At 42.3% G+C, this 19,438-nt stretch carries 12 protein-coding genes; 10 read left to right on the top strand and 2 right to left on the bottom strand.

Annotation, left to right across the window (positions count from 1 at the left end; all coding sequences use genetic code 11):
* Positions 1-150 precede the first annotated feature (150 nt).
* The 6 genes from pyrG to dnm_RS04525 all read left to right on the top strand — a co-directional run bounded on the left by pyrG (position 151) and on the right by dnm_RS04525 (position 12,772).
* The gene (pyrG, locus tag dnm_RS04550; RefSeq protein ID WP_276571850.1) at positions 151-1,809 is read left to right on the top strand and encodes a CTP synthase; all 1,659 of its coding nucleotides are present in this window, start codon (positions 151-153) and stop codon (positions 1,807-1,809) included.
* 609 nt (positions 1,810-2,418) lie between these two features.
* Positions 2,419-3,771, top strand: a complete 1,353-nt coding sequence (locus tag dnm_RS04545) for a hypothetical protein (protein WP_207681523.1) — start codon at positions 2,419-2,421, stop codon at positions 3,769-3,771.
* A gap of 308 nt (positions 3,772-4,079) precedes the next feature.
* Entirely contained in the window at positions 4,080-5,312 is a 1,233-nt protein-coding gene (locus dnm_RS04540; RefSeq protein WP_207681522.1) for a M48 family metallopeptidase, read from the top strand.
* Between the two features lie 1,323 nt (positions 5,313-6,635).
* Positions 6,636-7,892: an IS110 family RNA-guided transposase gene (locus dnm_RS04535; protein WP_207677974.1), complete on the top strand. Its 1,257-nt coding sequence runs from the start codon at positions 6,636-6,638 to the stop codon at positions 7,890-7,892.
* A 1,009-nt stretch (positions 7,893-8,901) separates the two neighbouring features.
* Entirely contained in the window at positions 8,902-11,706 is a 2,805-nt protein-coding gene (locus tag dnm_RS04530; protein ID WP_207681521.1) for a leucine-rich repeat domain-containing protein, read from the top strand.
* Positions 11,707-11,833: 127 nt separating this feature from the next.
* Complete coding sequence (locus dnm_RS04525; protein WP_207681520.1) at positions 11,834-12,772, top strand: Vps62-related protein; 939 nt, start codon at positions 11,834-11,836, stop codon at positions 12,770-12,772.
* A 47-nt stretch (positions 12,773-12,819) separates the two neighbouring features.
* Here the strand turns inward: dnm_RS04525 and dnm_RS04520 are convergent, their stop codons facing one another.
* On the bottom strand, positions 12,820-12,966 hold the full coding sequence (locus dnm_RS04520; protein WP_207681519.1) for a hypothetical protein: 147 nt from the start codon (positions 12,964-12,966) through the stop codon (positions 12,820-12,822).
* Between the two features lie 470 nt (positions 12,967-13,436).
* Here dnm_RS04520 and dnm_RS04515 point away from each other — a divergent pair, with 470 nt between their 5' ends.
* Both dnm_RS04515 and dnm_RS04510 read left to right on the top strand, forming a co-directional pair.
* Complete coding sequence (locus dnm_RS04515; RefSeq protein WP_207681518.1) at positions 13,437-14,138, top strand: helix-turn-helix domain-containing protein; 702 nt, start codon at positions 13,437-13,439, stop codon at positions 14,136-14,138.
* Positions 14,139-14,202: 64 nt separating this feature from the next.
* Positions 14,203-14,493 (top strand): hypothetical protein, encoded by a 291-nt coding sequence (locus dnm_RS04510; RefSeq protein WP_207681517.1) that lies wholly within the window; start codon positions 14,203-14,205, stop codon positions 14,491-14,493.
* Positions 14,494-14,549: 56 nt separating this feature from the next.
* On the opposite strand, the gene dnm_RS04505 is transcribed toward dnm_RS04510, so the two are convergent.
* Positions 14,550-15,257 (bottom strand): Crp/Fnr family transcriptional regulator, encoded by a 708-nt coding sequence (locus dnm_RS04505; RefSeq protein WP_207681516.1) that lies wholly within the window; start codon positions 15,255-15,257, stop codon positions 14,550-14,552.
* 384 nt (positions 15,258-15,641) lie between these two features.
* Here dnm_RS04505 and dnm_RS04500 point away from each other — a divergent pair, with 384 nt between their 5' ends.
* Complete coding sequence (locus dnm_RS04500) at positions 15,642-18,014, top strand: protein kinase domain-containing protein (protein ID WP_207681515.1); 2,373 nt, start codon at positions 15,642-15,644, stop codon at positions 18,012-18,014.
* A 467-nt stretch (positions 18,015-18,481) separates the two neighbouring features.
* Positions 18,482-18,976: a TRAP transporter small permease gene (locus tag dnm_RS04495; protein ID WP_207681514.1), complete on the top strand. Its 495-nt coding sequence runs from the start codon at positions 18,482-18,484 to the stop codon at positions 18,974-18,976.
* Positions 18,977-19,438: the final 462 nt, after the last annotated feature.

The raw sequence follows: 19,438 nt of genomic DNA, 5'->3' as shown, positions 1-19,438 counted from the left end.
TGTGCAGGACTACCGAAACAATTTTATCATTCTTTAAAGTGTCAAAATTTCGAGTTTCGAGTTTCGAGTTTCGAGTTTCGAGTTTCGAGTTTCGAGTTTCAAGTTTCAAGTTTCAAGTTTCAAGTTTCAAATACTAAGGTAATATAACAGATGGCAAGTATCACAAAATACATATTTGTAACAGGAGGAGTTCTTTCCTCACTTGGCAAGGGGCTTGCTTCCGCATCCATTGGAGCGCTTTTGGAGAGCCGGGGGCTTAGGGTGACAATTCAGAAGCTTGATCCGTATATTAATGTTGACCCCGGAACCATGAACCCTTTCCAGCACGGCGAGGTTTTTGTCACGGATGACGGGGCTGAAACAGATTTGGATATGGGGCATTATGAGCGGTTCACAACAGCGAATATGAGCCGGAAAAACAATTTTACCACGGGAAAAATCTATCATTCCGTCATTATGAAGGAACGGCGGGGTGACTATCTCGGAGGCACGGTTCAGGTTATTCCGCATATTACAGATGAGATTAAAGACAATATCCGGCTTGCGGCAGATGGCGTGGATGTTCTGATTGTGGAAATTGGCGGCACTATCGGTGATATTGAAAGTCTCCCATTTTTGGAGGCGATTCGTCAGTTCAGGGCTGATGTGGGAAAAGAAAATGTGCTGTATATCCATCTGACACTTGTTCCGTATATCGGAACGTCAGGAGAACTCAAAACAAAGCCGACTCAGCACAGTGTAAAGGAGCTTCGAAGTATCGGAATCCAGCCGGATATTCTCCTTTGCCGCACAGACAGGTATTTGTCCGAGGATATTAAATCGAAAATCGCCCTTTTCTGCAATGTGAGTGTGGACGCGGTGATCACAGCAAAGGATGTGGAATGTATCTACGAGGTTCCGCTTCAGTTTAATAAAGAAGGGCTGGATAATAAAATTGTGGAACTGCTCCGTATCTGGACCCGGGCGCCCCGGCTTGAAGCATGGGAGGAGTTTGTCAAAAAGTTCAATGCGCCCAAATATTCTGTCACTATCGCTATTGTGGGGAAATATACGGATCTCACGGAATCATATAAGAGTCTGAACGAGGCCCTGTATCATGGCGGGATTCCCAATGACTGCCGTGTGAATCTCATGTTTGTTGATTCGGAGCAAATCACTCCGGACAATTGCAAAGATATCCTCTCCGACGCGAACGGCATATTGGTTCCCGGAGGATTCGGCACCCGAGGGATTGAGGGAAAAATTTGCGCAGTCAAGTATGCAAGAGAAAACAAAATTCCGTTCTTCGGTATCTGCCTCGGAATGCATGTGGCTGTTGTTGAATTTGCACGCAATGTGGCGGATATGAAGGAAGCCCACAGTTCTGAAATTGACGAGGATACGCCTTACCCCGTGATTTACCTGATGAAAGAGTGGTATGATGACAAAACCGAAACCATGCAGACCCGGGATATTCATTCGGACAAGGGCGGAACCATGCGTCTGGGAGCCTATCCCTGCCATCTGAAAGCATCAACATTGGCATCTGAAGCATATGCGGTTGAGAATATTTCGGAACGTCACCGCCACAGGTATGAATTCAACAATGCGTACAAAAGCAGGCTTGAAGAAAAGGGACTGGTCATCAGCGGCACATCACCGGATGGTGAATTGGTCGAAATTATCGAGGTTAAAAATCATCCGTGGTTTCTGGGATGTCAGTTTCATCCTGAATTCAAATCCCGCCCCATGAATCCGCATCCCCTGTTTAAATCCTTCATAAAGGCATCTCTGGAATCTTCTGAAATCTTGGATAGTTCAGAGGAGTGATCTCTGAATACCAACCTAATTTCTGATAATTTTTTAAAACAGCCGTGTAAGAAAAAGCGTCGTGCCGTGTATAATAAAATAAGATAAAAATTCCTGATTTTTAACCCTTTTCTGATATTGCCCCTGACAAGCGATGCCTGACCTCCTGAATACGCTGAAGATTGGAGTGTTTTTCGGAATCACTCGTAAAAAAATACTTGCAAACTATGTTTCGGATGTATATATAAAGGGAACATATGATTTTATGGGCTAAAAATTTATGATAATAATTTGAATTTTTTAATAAAAAAATAATCAGCCTGCGAATTAGGGCAGAGCAGTGTCATATCCGGTGCTTTTTTTATTTAAGGTAACAAGGCCGTAAAATGGCTTTAAAATTAAGGCAAAAATTGGAAAAAAGGAGGATATCTTATGGTAAGAGGGGGATGAATTGCCGTAAAAAAAGTTGATGTTGTGCGCCGATAAGAAATGTGTCGGTTTTTTTTTACGGTAAAGGGAGGTTTGAACAGTCAGTAAATTTTGTTCAAAAGCGGTTAAAAACACCTGTGATGCTAAATCATAAGAAAAAAAACCGTAGTTGGACACTTTTAAAAAGGAGGAAAAGAAAAAATGAAAAAAGGAACGTTGGTTGCCTTAACCCTTTTTGTGACGATGGCGTTGGGGGTGGGTTTTATTGCTCCGCAGCAAGCGGATGCTGCGATTTCTTGGCCGGATCCTGAAACAGGATTGGAAGTAAATATTACTCAGGACCCTCCGACTTTTAAGGTAATGGTGCTGAGAACAGGAAGCGAAGAAGTGGGGATCTATCTTCTGAAGGAGAATTTAAATCAAACCGAACCTGGTGATGGCACCAACCCAGAGGAGATGGATGGTCTTAACATATTCCCTTCGGATAGTTGTTCACCAGGTCAGGGGTGTTCAGGCACTTTTTCCTTACAAAATGAAGAATTAGCTAAAGGTACGAAGTATTACATCGGTGTTTATGAATCTTATGATATAGATGATCCGGATAATCCGGGAACAGATATAACTTATTATGATTATTACTATGATGATGTTCCTTCGAAAACACTGACCAGATGGACGGATGATACTAAGACTGAAACAGAAACCGTGCCTATGACTGGTGAGGATGCGACTGTTACCTCAGAAGGTGATCCGCCGCCTCCTCCGACAGTTGAAACTGTGACACCGCCAAATGTCTCAAAAAATCCGGATGACACAATCACTGCAATCATCACTGGAAATGTTACAAATGAAGATTTTGCTGCTGCCAAGATCAGCGAAGCAGGTGTTTGTTGGGGGCCATCAGAAAATCCGACCGCTGAGGCCGGAGCCGACTGTCTTGCGGTTGAAGGAGAATTAACGACAGCAACTTTTGAAGTTACCATTCCTTCAGATCAGTTGACTCTTGGTGAAACATATTATGTGAATGCGTATGCAAAGAATTCCGAAGGCACAGAATATGGGAGCGATAGTGTATTCTTCAGCACAGCTTCCCCGACAGTTACCACCAGTGTGGTGACAAATTACAACGCAACTTCTGCAACTGTGAGCGGAGAAGCTACAGACGCCACAGCAAGAGGTGTTGTCTTGGCTACAACGGAAAATCCTGAAATAGGCGGTGCCGATGTAACAGATGTACCTGAGACACCTCTGGGAACAGAAGCAGCTTTTTCAGCTAATTTTACAGGGCTGACTGAAAGTGTGACCTATAATGTCAGGGCCTATGCAACAAATGCTTTTGGCACATCATACGGCGCAAATCAGACATTTACAACTCCCGTAGCTGGTGATTTTGATGGCAGCGGAACTCCGGGTCTCTCAGATGTGATTGTATGTCTGAAAGTGGCAGCAGGATTACCTGTAACCGGAGTAAATGCTAAAGCAGATGTAAGCGGAAACGGAAAGATAGATACAGCAGATGCAGCACTTCTTTTGAAGAATCTTGCTGCAAAATAAACCTCGGTTCAATCAGAGACTTGGCGAGGTTTCTTTAAACCTCGCAGGTCTCATACTTCAACCACCTGCTTTTACGGCATATTTTCATTATATAGGAAGTTATAAAATCTGCCGTCCCCCCGCTACAAGGATTTCATAAGTACCAGACCATAAGTATTACAAATCACAAATTACAAATTACAAATCACAAATCACAAATTACAAATCACAAATTACAAATCACAAATTACAAATCACAAATTACAAATCACAAATTACAAATCACAAATTACAAATCACAAATTACAAATTACAAATAACCATTACATATGAATTTTATCGCTGTTATTATTCTGCTTACCATTGTTGCTGATTTTGTATTGCATACCCTGGCGGATGTACTGAATCTCAGGATGCTGGGGGATAAAGTGCCTGAGCCGTTTCAGGGTGTGTATGATACAGAACGTTATCGTCAGTCCCAGGAATATCTCCGGGTCAATACCCGCTTCGGGTGGATTACCGCTTTGTTTGACATCTCAGTGCTGTTTGTCTTCTGGTTCGGAAAAGGCTTTCTCTTCTTAGATCAATGGTCCCGTTCCTGGAACCAGGGACCAGTTCTGACCGGTCTGATATATATCGGCATTCTGATAGCGTTCAAAACGATTTTATCCTTGCCGTTCAGCATTTATGCCACCTTTGTTATTGAGGAGCGTTTCGGATTCAACAAAACCACATGGCGGATTTTTGCGACAGATATGCTCAAAGGGCTGATGCTTTCGATTCTCCTGGGAGGGCCGCTTCTGGCGGGAGTGCTTGCTTTTTTTGAATATGCCGGTTCCAATGCCTGGTGGTACTGCTGGATAGTGGTTACAATATTTATGCTGATCATTCAGTTCATTGCGCCCACTTGGATCATGCCGCTTTTTAACAAATTCGAGCCGCTTGAGGACGGAGAATTGAAACATGCCATCATGTCTTATGCACAATCTGTAAAGTTTTCTCTGAAAAATGTCTTCGTCATTGACGGTTCCCGGCGTTCTGAAAAATCCAATGCGTTTTTTACCGGATTTGGTAAAAACAAACGCATTGCCCTGTTTGACACACTGATTGCTCAACATACAGTTTCGGAACTGGTGGCGGTGCTGGCCCATGAGATCGGTCATTATAAGAAAAAGCATATCCTTCAGACCATGATTATTTCTTTTGCGGAACTGGGAATAATGCTCTTTCTGTTATCTCTGTTTATTTCTTACCAGGGACTTTTTGACGCGTTTTATATGGAGCAGAAATCAGTGTATGCCGGGATGATCTTTTTTGGCATGTTATATTCTCCCATAGAATTTTTTCTGGGGATTTTCATGCAGATGCGTTCCCGTAAGAATGAATACGAAGCAGACCGTTTTGCAGTGGAAACCACACAGGATGGCAGTTCTCTGGCAGATGCTCTAAAAAAACTCTCTGCCAATAATCTCTCAAATCTCATTCCTCATCCTTTTTATGTGTTTCTGAACTATTCTCATCCCCCGGTACTGAAACGGATAAGGGCGATTCTGAACAGTTGAATATCCAAATTAAAAAGACGACCATTATCGGAAATAAGCCCCGGGACATCTCGATTCTGTTGACTTAATAAGTTCCGTGCGGATCCGGAGTGCAAAAATTGTATTTTTGCAATTGCGAAAAAGTATTTCTCGCACTTGCGAAAAAGTATTTCTCGCACTTGCGAAAAAGAATTTTTCGCACTCCGGAGAGAATGCTGGAAAAGCTGTTCAGTTTTAAGTCAACAGCATTGCCGGGACATCCGGAGTGCCAAACTTGCAGTTTGGCATTCCTTTACCGTGAAAATACATTTTGAAAAGCCGGGTTTTTTATCTGAGAATATTTTCATAACCGGAGGGGGCAAAAAACCCGGCTTTTTTATGAGCGTTTATTTCTGATTTTGGCCATTGTTTATTTCTGATAAACGGCCATGATATGCCGGGCACAACGAATGATGAAAGTCTCTGCAAAAAACCGCTTCGCTCTGTTTTTGCACTCCGGACTTTCTGATAAACGGCCATGATATGCCGCCCACAACGAATGATGAAAGTCTCTGCAAAAAACCGCTTCGCTCTGTTTTTGCACTCCGGACTTTCTGATAAACGGCCATGATCTGCCGCCCACAACGAATGATGAAAGTCTCTGCAAAAAACCGCTTCGCTCTGTTTTTGCACTCCGGACTTTCATATAAACGGCCATGATCTGCCGGTCACAACGAACAATGAAAGTTTTGTAGTTTTTCCTAACACTTAACACTTAACACCTGACACTTTCATATAAACGGCCATGTCCTGACGGTCACAACAAAGTATGAAAGTTTTGCAGTTTTTCCTAACACTTAACACTTAACACCTAACACCTGACACTTTCATATAAACGGCCATGATATGCCGGCCACAACGAATGATGAAAGTCTCTGCAAAAAACCGCTTCGCTCTGTTTTTGCACTCCGGACTTTCTGATAAACGGCCATGATCTGCCGGCCACAACGAATGATGAAAGTCTCTGCAAAAAACCGCTTCGCTCTGTTTTTGCACTCCGGACTTTCTGATAAACGGCCATGATCTGCCGCCCACAACGAATGATGAAAGTCTCTGCAAAAAACCGCTTCGCTCTGTTTTTGCACTCCGGACTTTCATATAAACTCCCATGACCTGCCGGTCACAACGCAGCATGAAAGTTTTATAATTTTTTCTTAACACCTAACACCTGACACTTAACACTTTCATATAAACTCCCATGTCCTGCGGACACAACAAAGGATGAAACTTTTGATTTTTGGTTCAAAATGTCATAACTACTCTCAGAATAAATATTTATCAACAATTATAACAGGAAGGACGGTTATGACTAAAAAATCAGACACCCCGATTATTTCAGTAATGCATCCCGTTTGTTGCGGACTGGACGTTCACAAGAATATTATTTCAGCATGTCTTATTACTCTGAATCCCCTTGGCTCGCCGCAATATGAAGTGAGGGAATTCCCGACTTTTACAGACAGCCTTTTCCTTTTAAGGGACTGGCTGACCGACAATAATTGTCCGACAGTTGCAATGGAAAGTACAAGTGTGTATTGGCGTCCGGTTCACAATATCCTTGAAGGACATCTGGATGTTGTCCTGGTAAATGCGCGCCATATAAAAAATGTTCCCGGCAGAAAGACGGATACCGAGGACAGCAGATGGCTTGCCAATCTCCTTCGCCACGGGCTTGTGAAAGGCAGTTTTATTCCGGCAAAGGAAGTGAGACAATGGCGTGACCTGACAACGCTTCGGAAAAATTACACACAGACTCTCGGAGATTACAAGAGGCGTGTTCATAAACTGTTCGAGACCGCCAATATCAAAATCAGTTCTGTGGTGACCGATCTGTTCGGAGTGACAGGACGTAACCTGATCAGTCTCCTTTGTGACGAAGATGCGGATTTAAGCCTTGAAAATATTGAAAAATGTGCGAAAGGAAGTCTCGGTTCCAAAAGTGCGGAACTTCATCGCAGTATTCAGGGTTTTTTTGAAGATCACCATCGTTTTCAGTTAAAACTGCTTATGGATACAATTGAGGCAACGGAGCGGAATATTAAATCCGTAACTGCCCGTCTTGCCAGGCTTATGAGGCCTCATCAGGAAGTTTTGGATCGTCTGGACGAAGTATACGGGATTAACACAGTGGCCGGTCAGTCAGTGCTCAGTCATATAGGATTCACACTGGAAGAATTCGGAAATGAGGCTGCTTTCTGTTCCTGGGCAGGACTTTGTCCCGGAAATAATGAAAGTGCCGGCAAGCGTAAAAGCGGCAGGTCCCCGGTCCGAAATCATCCCTTTAAAACAGTCATGGTTGAAATTGCATGGTCTGCCATTAAGAAGAGGGACTCATATTATAAGGACAAATATTATCGTATAAAATATCGGCGCGGAGCCAAAAAAGCTGTTGTCGCAGTTGCTCACAGCATAGCAAAGGGAATTTATCATATAATAAAATACGGAGAATCTTTTGAGGATCTGGGTAAAGGATATCTTTCCGGCAAAAATCAGGAAAAAAAGATAAACAGACTAAAAAAACAGGCCGCACAGTTAGGATATGACCTGGTTGCTTCCGCTTAACAGAGAATAACCTTAAAATAAATTGAAAACTGTAAAGAATATGAAGAATATACCGAATCCGTTTTTTAACAGGAAAGGATAATAACAGCCTGATGTAAATAAAACTGAAGCACTTCACATTTTAAGGTCGGTGAAAAAATGGCGCCGCGAGCCCGATATAAACATGACCGGCCGGTCACCTGCACAACAAAATGTCAGCTCTTTTAAGAGACTACGAATATAAAACTTTTTTTTCAGGACCGGCCTCATTTTTTAAGAAGTGCGGAAATATTTTAAAAAGTCGTTCGGAGACTACGGGACAAGTGTTTTTTTACTCTGAATATCCGTATTCGGCAATTATTTTATTCAGATAACGAACTAAATTTATTTCTTATTAATTAGAGTTTCATATAAACGGCCATGATCTGCCGGCCACAACGAACGATGAAAATTTTGCAGTTTTTCCTAACACCTAACACCTGACACCTAACACTTTCATATAAACGGCCATGATCTGCCGGTCACAACGAATGATAAAATTTTTGCAGTTTTTCCTAACACTTAACACTTAACACTTAACACTTAACACTTAACACTTTCATATAATATCACAAAACAAAATTCTGTGTTCCCTCATCTTTTAAAGAGAGAATTCAGTAAAAAATCTGAATCTTGAATTATGTATGGTTGAGGAATTCTGTTGCAAAACGCCTTCTGATAAAATATATTAGCAAAGTTTTTTTGATTTACAAGACATATATTGCAGGGATAATCTTCCGGTGACCGATCTTTTCAAGGGCATTCACCATTGGATTGCCCCTGCATTTTTGTATTAGACATTATCGGAAATAAGCGGCCAGACAATCCGGAGTGCCAAACTTGCAGTTTGGCAATATTCCGGGATTCCCGGGGGACAGGTGTTTTGCCAAACTGCAAGTTTGGCACTCCGGATGTCCGGTTTTGACCGATGTTTTTTATTTCCGATAAAGTCTATTATTTATCGGGGAAATCTGGTAGGTGTCAGGTGTTAATGCTGCAAATATCCCGTCCCCGCGGGACTCGGAACGGGGTTGTTGCAAATATCCTGTCCCTACGGGACTTTTCAAACACGCACTCAGGGGAGGATAAAAAAATGATCCGGGAAGAATTATTGGAAATTATCCGCCAGGCAGAAATAGAACAAATTGCAGAACTTGATTTATCAGAATATGAAATTACATCACTTCCGCCTGAAATTGGCAGGCTGACTTCGTTACAAGGATTAATACTCAGAGGGCTGACAAATATTCCCAAAGAGATTGGCCATCTCAGAAATCTCACCCGGCTTTATTTAAGTTCTAATGAACTGAGCGAACTCCCTAAGGAAATTGCCCAACTCAGAAATCTTGACATATTGGATTTAAGCTCCAATGAACTGAGAGAATTTCCCATAGAAATTACTCATCTCAGAAATCTCACCCGTCTGTATTTAAATTCCAACGGAGTGAGAGAACTTCCCAGAGAAATCTCCCATCTCAGAAATCTCACTATCCTCTATCTGAGTTCCAATGATCTGAAAGCACTGCCCGCGGAAATCTCCCATCTCAGAAATCTCAGCGTCCTTTATTTAAGCTCCAATAAACTGAGAGAACTGCCCGCGGAAATATCTCATCTCAGACATCTCACAGAACTGAATCTGAGTTCCAATAATCTGAGTGAAGTGCCCGGGGAAATCTCCCAGCTCAAAAATCTCACCCGGCTTGATCTGAGTTCCAATAAGCTGAAACGTATTCCCGGAGAAATTGCCCATCTCAGGAATCTCACGGAGCTGAACCTGAGTTCCAATGAACTGGAACACATGCCTGAAGAAATTTTTCAGCTTAAAAATCTCACAGAGCTGAACCTGAGCTCCAACAAATTGAAACAGGTTCCTGAAGGAATTTTTCAGCTCAGAAATCTTGAGCGGCTTTATTTAAGTTTCAATGAACTCAGGGAACTGCCCGGAGAGATTCGAGAACTTGAACATCTCACGATTCTTGATTTAAGTTCCAATGAACTGAAGAGACTGCCCGCGGAAATTGCCCAACTCAGTCATCTCTCTGTACTTTATTTGGATTCCAATGAACTGGGCCTGCTTCCGAGAGAAATTGTCCACCTGGAAAAACTGATCCATCTTGATCTGAATAAAAATCCCCTGACATTCCCCCCATTGGAAATTGCCAGCCAGGGACTCTCTGCCATCAGGGAATATTTGAAAAAATCCGGCAAAGGCGGACAGACCCTTTATGAAGGCAAACTCATGGTCGTAGGTCAGGGCGGTGTGGGCAAAACCTGCTTAATCAAGCGTCTCACAATGAATGAATACTCGGACAGGGAAACCACCACTGAGGGAATTGACATTCATCTTTGGAAAGTTGCATCGCCTGATGAGATGACAACTCAGATGAGCCTGAATGTGTGGGATTTCGGAGGCCAGGAAATTTACCACGCCACACATCAGTTTTTTCTTACTCAGCGATCTCTTTATATATTGGTATGGGATGCCCGTCAGGAGGAAGAATATGGGCGGATAGATTACTGGCTCAACTGTATTGAAACTTTTGCCGAGGACAGCCCTGTTGTAATTGTCATGAACAAATGTGATGAGCGGGACAAAGACCTAAATCTCAAGCAGCTAAAACAACGCTGTCCCCAGATCATCGCATCAAAAAAGGTCAGCGCCAGAAAAGGAATCGGCATTGACGCGTTGCGGGACTTCATCAGAAAAGAGGCATGGGAACTGCCGCTGATGGGAACCTTCTGGCCCTCTTCCTGGCTGGCTGTCCGCAGAGCACTGAGAGCGACATCAAGATATTATATTACTTATAAAAAATATCTGCAAGCATGTAAAAAAGTTGACATTGAAGAAAGCGAGGCAAAGACATTAAGCCGCTATCTCCATGATTTGGGAATTATTCTGCATTTCCAGGATGACGCGCTTTTAAAAGAAACAGTTATTCTCAAGCCGGAATGGGGGACAGATGCTGTTTACAAAGTGTTGGACGCCAAAATTGTTCAGGAACGCAACGGAATTTTGTATAATAAAGATTTGCAGAAAATATGGAAAGATCGGAAATTATACCCCAAAGATAAATATGCGACGATTTTGCAGCTTATGACGAATTTTGAGCTGGCGTTTCCTTTTGGAGAAGGAGACCGTCATATTGTCACCGAATTCCTATCTCCCAAAGAAATCGAATATGACTGGAATCCCCGGGACTTTCTCCGATTTGAATATCATTATGAATTTTTGCCTGCCGGCGTGATGACTCGCCTCATTGTAAGGATGCATGAATTTCTGGCGGAACATGAGGGCGAAAAACTCTGCTGGCGTGAAGGTGCCTATTTTCAATACAAAGGAAGTCATGCCCTGATTAAAATCCGACCGTATGCCAAGGCCGCAGTAATCCAAATTGACGGAGCCGGAAGACGGGATTTTCTGGCGTTGATTCGGTTTCATTTTGCTGCTATTCATAAAAGTATCAGAAAAATTCGCTTCAGGGAAAAAGTCCCCTGTATTTGTACGCCCGGATGTGACTGTCGTTTTGATTATAATTTTTTGTTAAAGTGCGAAGAAAAAGGCATAAAAAGCGTGATTTGTGAAAAACAGGCAGATTACATAAACGTAGGAAAATTGCTGGACAGCATTGAAAAAGCAGAAGTCCGTCAGGAAAGAAGGCAAGAAGGAACAGAAGGCAGATTTCAAAGACACCGCATGGAAACTGACCGCATGATTTTTGCAGGAGAGCAAAAATTGCGGAACAGACTCGGAACTTTTATACAGAATGTATTTTCAAAATTCAGGTTTGCAAAATAGAAAAAAAAGGTGTCAGGTGTCAGGTGTTACGCGTGTTAAGAAAAATAAATCTGTAACTTGTGAATACCGAACACTTAACACTTAACACTTAACACCTAACACCTAACACCCAACCCCCCGTATAAAAATGAAAGAAATATTTGAACTCATTGAAATTATTGAAACATTTCTGAACAGACCGTTTAGTATTCTGCTGATTACAGGAGGACTGATCTCCCTGCTGATTGCGGTTTTATTCAAGCTTAATGATATTGAAAATAAAATCGCAAATATTACCGCTGTTACGATTGGCGCAATTCTTGTTCTGACAGGTGCGGTAATGCATTTTTATCCGGTGGCTCCTCTGTTTACAGAAACTCAGGTTACAGCTACAGATAAGACTGAAAATTCACCGCAAGAAACGGACTCAGAGGAGGATACGTCAGCGTCAGTGTCTCTTGATGAAACTGTTACAGAACCTGTGGATCAGGTTTTCCTCCATTATACATTGGTTACGGAATTTGAGTTTATATGGAACGATAAGGAGAGCGGAACAAAGCAGCAGGTTGCTTTTTATAAGCCTCTGCCGCCTGTGGGTTACAAGGTCCTGGGACATTATGTTCAGAGTCATTATGGTGAGCCTTCGGCCCGTGTGCTGGCTGTGAAAGCAGCTTCTTTGTTTGATAACGAGGGGGTTTTGGCCTATCCCACGAAATATGAACGTATATGGCGGGATGTAAACGGCAATTCAAATCTGAACGGGGCAATTTGGCGACCGATTCCTCCGCTGGGATATCGGTGTCTGGGAGACGTTGCCACGACCGGCCATTTGAAACCTGACCGAAGAGATATTGTCTGTGTTAAGGATTTTCTTGTGACTGAAGGGCAAATTGGTGAACTGATCTGGGATAACAGAGGAAGAGATGCCATTTATGACGTAAGGGTCTATTCTGTTTTGCCAAAAGATACAGTAGAAGGAATTGTCTTAAATTTGTTTCAGGGATACGGCCGAAAATGGTATCGGGAGCCGGGAACCTCTTCGTTACCTGTTCTTAAGATGGGATGTGTCGCGCCCGGACAGAAGTAGCCGCATTAAGACGGGCATGTTGGTCTCCTTAATCTCCTCACTCTCGTTCACTCTCGTTCCCACGCTTTGCGTGGGAATGCAGAGAAGACGCTTCGCGTCCTTTTGGTCTCATTGAGTTCATTGACCTCGTTCCCGCACCTGATCTCGTTCCCATTTAAAAGAATAAGTACCTGATCAAAAATTTTTTTATACATTTTTTTCCGCGAACGGCGGAGAAACCCGGGTTTTTCCTTTGTCAGAGACGCATTTTTCCTGAAAAAAACCCGGGTTTCTTCCCCGGACAGATAAGTACCTGATCAAAAATTTTTGGTAGTCCTGCAAAGGCAGTGATGAATCCCGTTCAGTTCCCCGGTTGTCAGGACACTGAATCTCATTCATCACTACTTGTGCAGGACTACCAAATTTTTTATACATTTTTTTCTGCGAGCGGCCGAGAAACCCGGGTTTTTCCTTCAGAGTCAGCGAATCATTCCGGAAAAAACCCGGGTTTCTTCCCCGGGCAGATATTAAAAACTTATGGTTAGGTACTTATATCTCAGCAGAACGGTAATTTTTCACAAAATAAACATGAACTGCATCACAGACAGCCTCCTCTAAAAATAATAAAATAAAATTAAAGATCAAACGATAAAGTTTACAATCATAAATTACAGGAGGCTAAAAAATGAATACTGCATCCGTGTGTGAAGAATTCGATCAGTGGCTCAGGGGACTGGAAAAGAAAACCGCCACATCCAAACCCGTCAGGAGCGAATTATTTGACATCAGACAAACAGAAAAATCGCTTCGCAAAAAGTATGACGAACTAAGGCGACACACAGCATTTCTTTCATCCGAGCTTTCGAAAGCCAATGAGGAGCTGCAACAGGAAGTTTATAAACGGAAAATAGCGGAAAAATCCCTGCGGAAAAAAGAAAAAGAATTGGAATCTCAGTCTGATCATCTGAAAGAACTTAACACAACATTGAACGTCCTGCTGGAAAAACTGGAAAAAGACAAACATGAAATTGAAAATAACATCCTGTCCAATGTAAAAGAACTGGTTGCTCCGTATCTTGAAAGACTAAAAAAGAGCCGATTGAATAATAATCAGAAAGCCATTGTCAGCGTGCTGGAATCAAATCTGATTCATATTGTTTCTCCGTTTATCCGCAATGTATCCTCAAAATCTTTGAATTTCACTCCTATGGAAATTCAGGTTGCCAATCTTGTCAGACAAGGAAGAACAAACAAAGAAATTGCAAATTTTTTAAGGCTTTCAGTGCATACGATCCTGACACATCGTCACAATATACGGAACAAACTCGGGCTGAAAAACAAAAAGATCAATCTCAGAAGTCAGCTTATCTCCCTAACCCAGCATTAGCAGAAGCGACCTGCAAATTTTTCGAGACCTCGCAAGTCTCCGGCAATTGAAAGAAAGAGGCATTATGAAAAACGTAATTAAAATTTTTTTTATGTTATGTGCCTTTGTTCTCATTAATGGAAATCAGAGTTTTTCCTGGGGAATATCAGAGATGGAAGATGCTGACGCTGAACTTGATGCGGAATTAAAATGGCTTCAGGCAGAGGCAATTGTTGTGACAGAAAATGATCTGTTTTATTTTGAGTCTGATGAGGGCAAATTTACCGCACAACCAGGGACATGGGAGCAGAGGAAAGGCAGCGGCTCTGTAACAGATGCAGTTGAACCGGATAACACAAAAAAAGGATTCAGATGAAAAAAACATGAAAAGGAGAATCGGAAGGACCTTTGAAATTCCTTTTGACAAAATGATCACCATGAATAAGGAAGTTCTCTGTTTATGGTAATTATCCGATCTTTTATCGTAATATAATCCCCCACAGACAGTTCTTTTAATATTCGGCTGACCATTTCCCTGGAAGCACCGACCATATCCGCAATCTCCTGATGGGTCAGTTTTTCCTTAGTGATCCGTTTTTGATCCCGGGGCTCGGAAAACTGGATAAGGAGCCTGGCAACCCGTCCGTAAACATCCATGAACACCAAGTCTTCGATTTGCCGGGTTGCTTTCCGGATTTTTTCCAATAATCCTTTCATTAATTTAAATGAAATTTCAGGATTTGAGGTAATAATATGGTTAAACTTATCCCTGGGAATAATAAGCAGATGGGCCAGTCTTTTGGTCTCAACTGTTGCGCATCTCGGTTCCCCGTCTATAAAGCTCATTTCCCCAAAGTAATCTCCGGACCCAAATGTGTTCAGAACGATTTGTTTTCCATTCGGATCAATGCCTATTGCATTAGCTTTTCCTTTGCAAACCACATAAAGCGCATCACTTGTATCCCCTTCATTGATCAGAATCGTGTTTTTTGAGAATGTTCTTTCAACAGCGATCTCTGCCAATGCCCTGATTTCTTCATCGTTCAGACAGGAAAATAATGGAATATTTTTGAGTATTTCATATTGCTTCAGCCTGTTATTTTTTACCTGATTTCCATCTGTTTTCATTTTTATTTTCATAACCACTGTTTTTCAGATAATTAATTTCATAAAAGTTGTTTTTAAAACTATTTGAAAATATATCGGATTTTATTTTGACATCCTGAGATTATGTTTTCTGAATATCTGTATCTGACGGATTTCTTTAAATAAAAAATTTGTTGCATCCCACCTGATTTCAGAGTTATATATTCTTTTAATATTAATTATATTAGACATTATCGGAAATAAGCGGCCAGACAATCCGGAGTGCCAAACTTTCAGTTTGGCAAAACACCTGTCACCCGGGAATCCCGAAATATTGCCAAACTGCAAGTTTGGCACTCCGGATGTCCGATTTTGACCGATGTTTTTTATTTCCAATAAAGCCTATTCATATCGAATTCGATTCAGAGTGTCAAGAAAATGGAACAAAGAAAAAACACAGTGATTCAAAACAATGATACAGATATTAAGGATGCGGACGGATTCAATAAAACAAATGTTCTTTCCAATGCCGAAGAACAGTTGATTGAATCATTCCGCAGCCAGCATCTGAGTCAGATGCTGGTGATGCTGTTCACAGATTTGGTAGGGTCATCCCTGCTTAAAAAAGAAATCGGTGACAGAGGCGCTAAGATTCTGGAAGATAAGCATAAGGATTTTTTACTCCGGGCCCTTGATGAAATCAGGAATGCTCAGGCAGTGAGGGTTGAGGGGGATTCTTATATTTTTGTCTTTCTCAAGCCCAGTGATGCCATATGTTTTGCTCTTCGTTCCCAAGTGTTACACCGGGAGGCCCGTATTCACGACTGGCCTGAACTGCCTGAGTTCCGAGTCGGAATTCATCTGGGCACTGTTATTGTGGAAGAAGGTCTGAGAAAGCTGGGTCCGGGAGAGATTGGCGACATTAAGGGACTCCAGGCCGACACCACAGCCCGGATTATGAGTCTGGCTCAGGGCGGGCAGATCCTTTTTTCACAAGCAGTTTCAGATGACGCGCGCCAGGCATTAAAAGGGGTTGACATCAAAGGCATTGGGAGGTTGGTGTGGCACAGTCACGGCCCTTATATTCTCAAGGGGCGGGATGAGCCTGTGACCATCTGCGAAGTGGGCGAAGAAGGAAAAACCCCGTTTGTCAAACCTCCGGGAAATGAAAAAGCCGAGCCGTTTGATTATAGCGATGATATCTCCGGATGGCGTCCCGGAGCAGATACGACACTGCCAAATACAAACTGGGTCATGGAGAAAAAACTGGGACAGGGTGGTTTTGGCGAAGTATGGCTGTCGCATGACCGGACCCAGAGTTCGCGTAAAACAGTGTTCAAGTTTTGCACCATAAAAAACAAGGCCCGGAGTCTGCGGCGGGAACTGAATGTTTTTAATTATCTTTCCATTACAGAGGGCAGGATGCCTACGGGAATTGTGGAAGTTCTGGGCTCACATGATGAAAAGGCTCCGTATTATATTCAACTGGAATATGTGCCCGGGGGAGACTTGGGACAATGGATTACGGATAAAGGAAAAACTGCTCCCCTGAATGTCAGACTCGATCTGGCGATCCAAATGGCGCAGTCTCTGGTGCGTATTCATGAGGCCGGGATTGTGCATCGGGATATCAAACCTTCAAATTTTCTGCTTGAACCCTGTAAAGACCCTGAAAGTACGCCTGTTCTCAAATTAAGTGACTTCGGGATCGGCCAGGCCGCACTGGACGCGGCGCTGAGTTCAAGAGATGAGGGAACCTGTCTCCCCGGAGGCGGTTATACCATACATACAAAAACCTTTGCCGGCGCGGCCGGAGCCTATTTTTTCATTGCTCCCGAGCTGATCCTTTCTCCTGCCAGCACACATGGGGGGCTGGGAACACATGCCACGACGGCCGCGGATATTTACAGTTTAGGGGTCACGCTTTACCAGTTATTTGCCGGAGACATCAACAGCCCTCCGGGTATTGACCTGCCTGATGTAAATGATCCCATTCTTCGTGAACATATCAAAGCCTGCCTGAGCCGATATCCTGAAAAACGTCCGACTGCTGAGGAACTGATTCAGCGATTCCGGGAATACAGCAAGCCTTCTGAAAAAATAAAAGTCTGCAAAAACTGCGGGTCGGAGAACAATGAGACAGCAAATTTCTGTAGCAACTGCGGCAATCCGCTGAAACAGGAAAAAACACATGCCGCAAGAATGACAGATATGGAAATTTTGCGGGAACTTGAGCAGGAAATTGGGAAAAAATTTCGGAAAGTCAGATTTGAAAAGATATGGCGTCTGCAAACCTATGTTTATGAAAAAGGGCATATCGTGGGAATAAATTTGGCGAATCTGGGAATAGATTTTTTTCCGTTTACCATTCCCAAGCTCAGACATCTCAGATATTTAAATTTGAATGCAAATCTTCTGCCTGAATTGCCCCCGGAAATTGCAGAACTGAAAAAATTGGAAGTGTTGCATTGCAGTGAAAACCAACTGACTGAATTACCTCCCGGGATTGCAGAATTGAAATGTCTGAGAGAATTACATCTGAAAAGCAACCATCTGACTGAAATACCGTCGAAAATTACAAAATTGGAATCTTTAAGGGAACTGATTCTGAGCGAAAACCACCTGACCCGTCTGCCCCGGGAAATTACAGAATTGAAAATGAATTTATATTGGGAATCCACTGCCAAAGGAATTTGTGTAAAAGATAATCCGTTGGAAATACCGCCAAAAAAAATTGTCAGGCAGGGCATGGATACGGTGCGGAATTATTTTGGTTCTCTCAGCCCCGGGGATAAGGCGGATGTTTGTTAAAATAATATTTCCGATGATAAGATTTAGCATATTTTTGAATTTATTGATTTTTCAGATGATGCCAGCCTTTGATTTGTTTACGGGAGACAGCGTCAGGACGCGAAGCGTCCCTTCTGCATTCCCACGCAAAGCGTGGGAACGAGATCAAACGAGATCAACGAGATCAATGTGATAATGTGATATCCAAAGATTCTCTCTGGCTGCTGAACTACGCTGTAATCCAAACGGGTTCAGTTTTATTTTGACTTTATCCGGCTTGTATTATATGAAATGTCTGATAATCTGATTCCTGAAATTAAAAAAATCAGTCTGGAAAAAGGGAATAGTGTTCTGAAAAAATTTCAGAATCAGGGATTAACAGGGTATTCTGAACCTGGAAAAAATTATTTTTTCCGTCCCACAGGGACATCTGAAAAACGGTCCGGCAATTTATTGCCCGGCAAAATTTTGACATTAAGGAGCTTTTTATGTTTGAAAAAATTTTGGATTTTTTGGACAAGATACTGACATTTTTTGAGGAATGGACGCTTTTTATTACTGTCATCGTGGCCCTTGTTGCCCTGTTTTTCAATGTGGTTCTGAGATATGGCATTAATTATTCCCTGGCATGGTCAGAAGAACTGGTCAGGATTGTCATCATTTACACCACCCTTATCGGATGCAGCGTGGCCATCAAAAATCGTTCCATGATCAAAATTGATGCTCTGGTTCAGCTTGTTCCCTGGCTGAAATCTCCCCTCAATTATTTCAGCCATCTCGTCACTCTGTGCTTCGCGGGTATGATGCTTTATTATGGCTGGCTCATGGCCGCGCTTCAGGCGCAGACCCATCAGAAAACAATTATCATGCAGATTCCGATGGTTTACCTTTATGCGTTATTGCCGTTAATGGGTGGCATGATGCTTATTCGGACCATTCAGGTGTTCTGTCAGGATATCATTGATGCGTTGTCCAAAAAATAGTGACATACTGAATGATCAGGCCAATCTGAAATCCGAATCAAATCCAAATCAACCAACGCTTTAAAATTCAAAACCAAACGCATTGTTACAACTCAGCATTCAGAAGTCTGAATAAACAGTTTCATATCTTCCGCTGTTCCGGCATCCGAATACCCGACTGAAAAGCCCCGTCAGCAATTGAAATTTTTATGGTTTAAAAAATTTTATATGAAAGTGTTAAGTGTTAGGTATTAAGTGTTAAGTGTTAGGAAAAACTATAAAATTTTTATCATTCGTTGTGACCGGCAGATCACGGCCGTTTATATGAAATTGAGAATTGAGAAATTCCGGTCTCAGTTTCATATATTGTCTTAACTGACAGCCCATGGCCGTTTATACATATCTTTTGGATTTGTTTCGGATTTTGTCGTTCAGATGACCTTCAATATTGTAATTTTTGAAAACCTGATATGCGCCTGCTTA

The organism is Desulfonema magnum, assembly GCF_017377395.1.
GTDB classification, from domain to species: Bacteria; Desulfobacterota; Desulfobacteria; order Desulfobacterales; family 4be13; genus Desulfonema_C; species Desulfonema_C magnum.
This window is presented reverse-complemented; position numbering and strand designations above follow the sequence as displayed.

Bases quoted from the DNA above. Each gene is read 5' to 3' on its own strand.
- pyrG (WP_276571850.1), top strand. From the start codon at position 151: ATGGCAAGTATCACAAAATACATATTTGTAACAGGAGGAGTTCTTTCC.
- dnm_RS04545 (WP_207681523.1), top strand. From the start codon at position 2,419: ATGAAAAAAGGAACGTTGGTTGCCTTAACCCTTTTTGTGACGATGGCG.
- dnm_RS04540 (WP_207681522.1), top strand. From the start codon at position 4,080: ATGAATTTTATCGCTGTTATTATTCTGCTTACCATTGTTGCTGATTTT.
- dnm_RS04535 (WP_207677974.1), top strand. From the start codon at position 6,636: ATGACTAAAAAATCAGACACCCCGATTATTTCAGTAATGCATCCCGTT.
- dnm_RS04530 (WP_207681521.1), top strand. From the start codon at position 8,902: ATGCTGCAAATATCCCGTCCCCGCGGGACTCGGAACGGGGTTGTTGCA.
- dnm_RS04525 (WP_207681520.1), top strand. From the start codon at position 11,834: ATGAAAGAAATATTTGAACTCATTGAAATTATTGAAACATTTCTGAAC.
- dnm_RS04520 (WP_207681519.1), bottom strand. From the start codon at position 12,966: ATGTATAAAAAAATTTTTGATCAGGTACTTATTCTTTTAAATGGGAAC.
- dnm_RS04515 (WP_207681518.1), top strand. From the start codon at position 13,437: ATGAATACTGCATCCGTGTGTGAAGAATTCGATCAGTGGCTCAGGGGA.
- dnm_RS04510 (WP_207681517.1), top strand. From the start codon at position 14,203: ATGAAAAACGTAATTAAAATTTTTTTTATGTTATGTGCCTTTGTTCTC.
- dnm_RS04505 (WP_207681516.1), bottom strand. From the start codon at position 15,257: ATGAAAATAAAAATGAAAACAGATGGAAATCAGGTAAAAAATAACAGG.
- dnm_RS04500 (WP_207681515.1), top strand. From the start codon at position 15,642: ATGGAACAAAGAAAAAACACAGTGATTCAAAACAATGATACAGATATT.
- dnm_RS04495 (WP_207681514.1), top strand. From the start codon at position 18,482: ATGTTTGAAAAAATTTTGGATTTTTTGGACAAGATACTGACATTTTTT.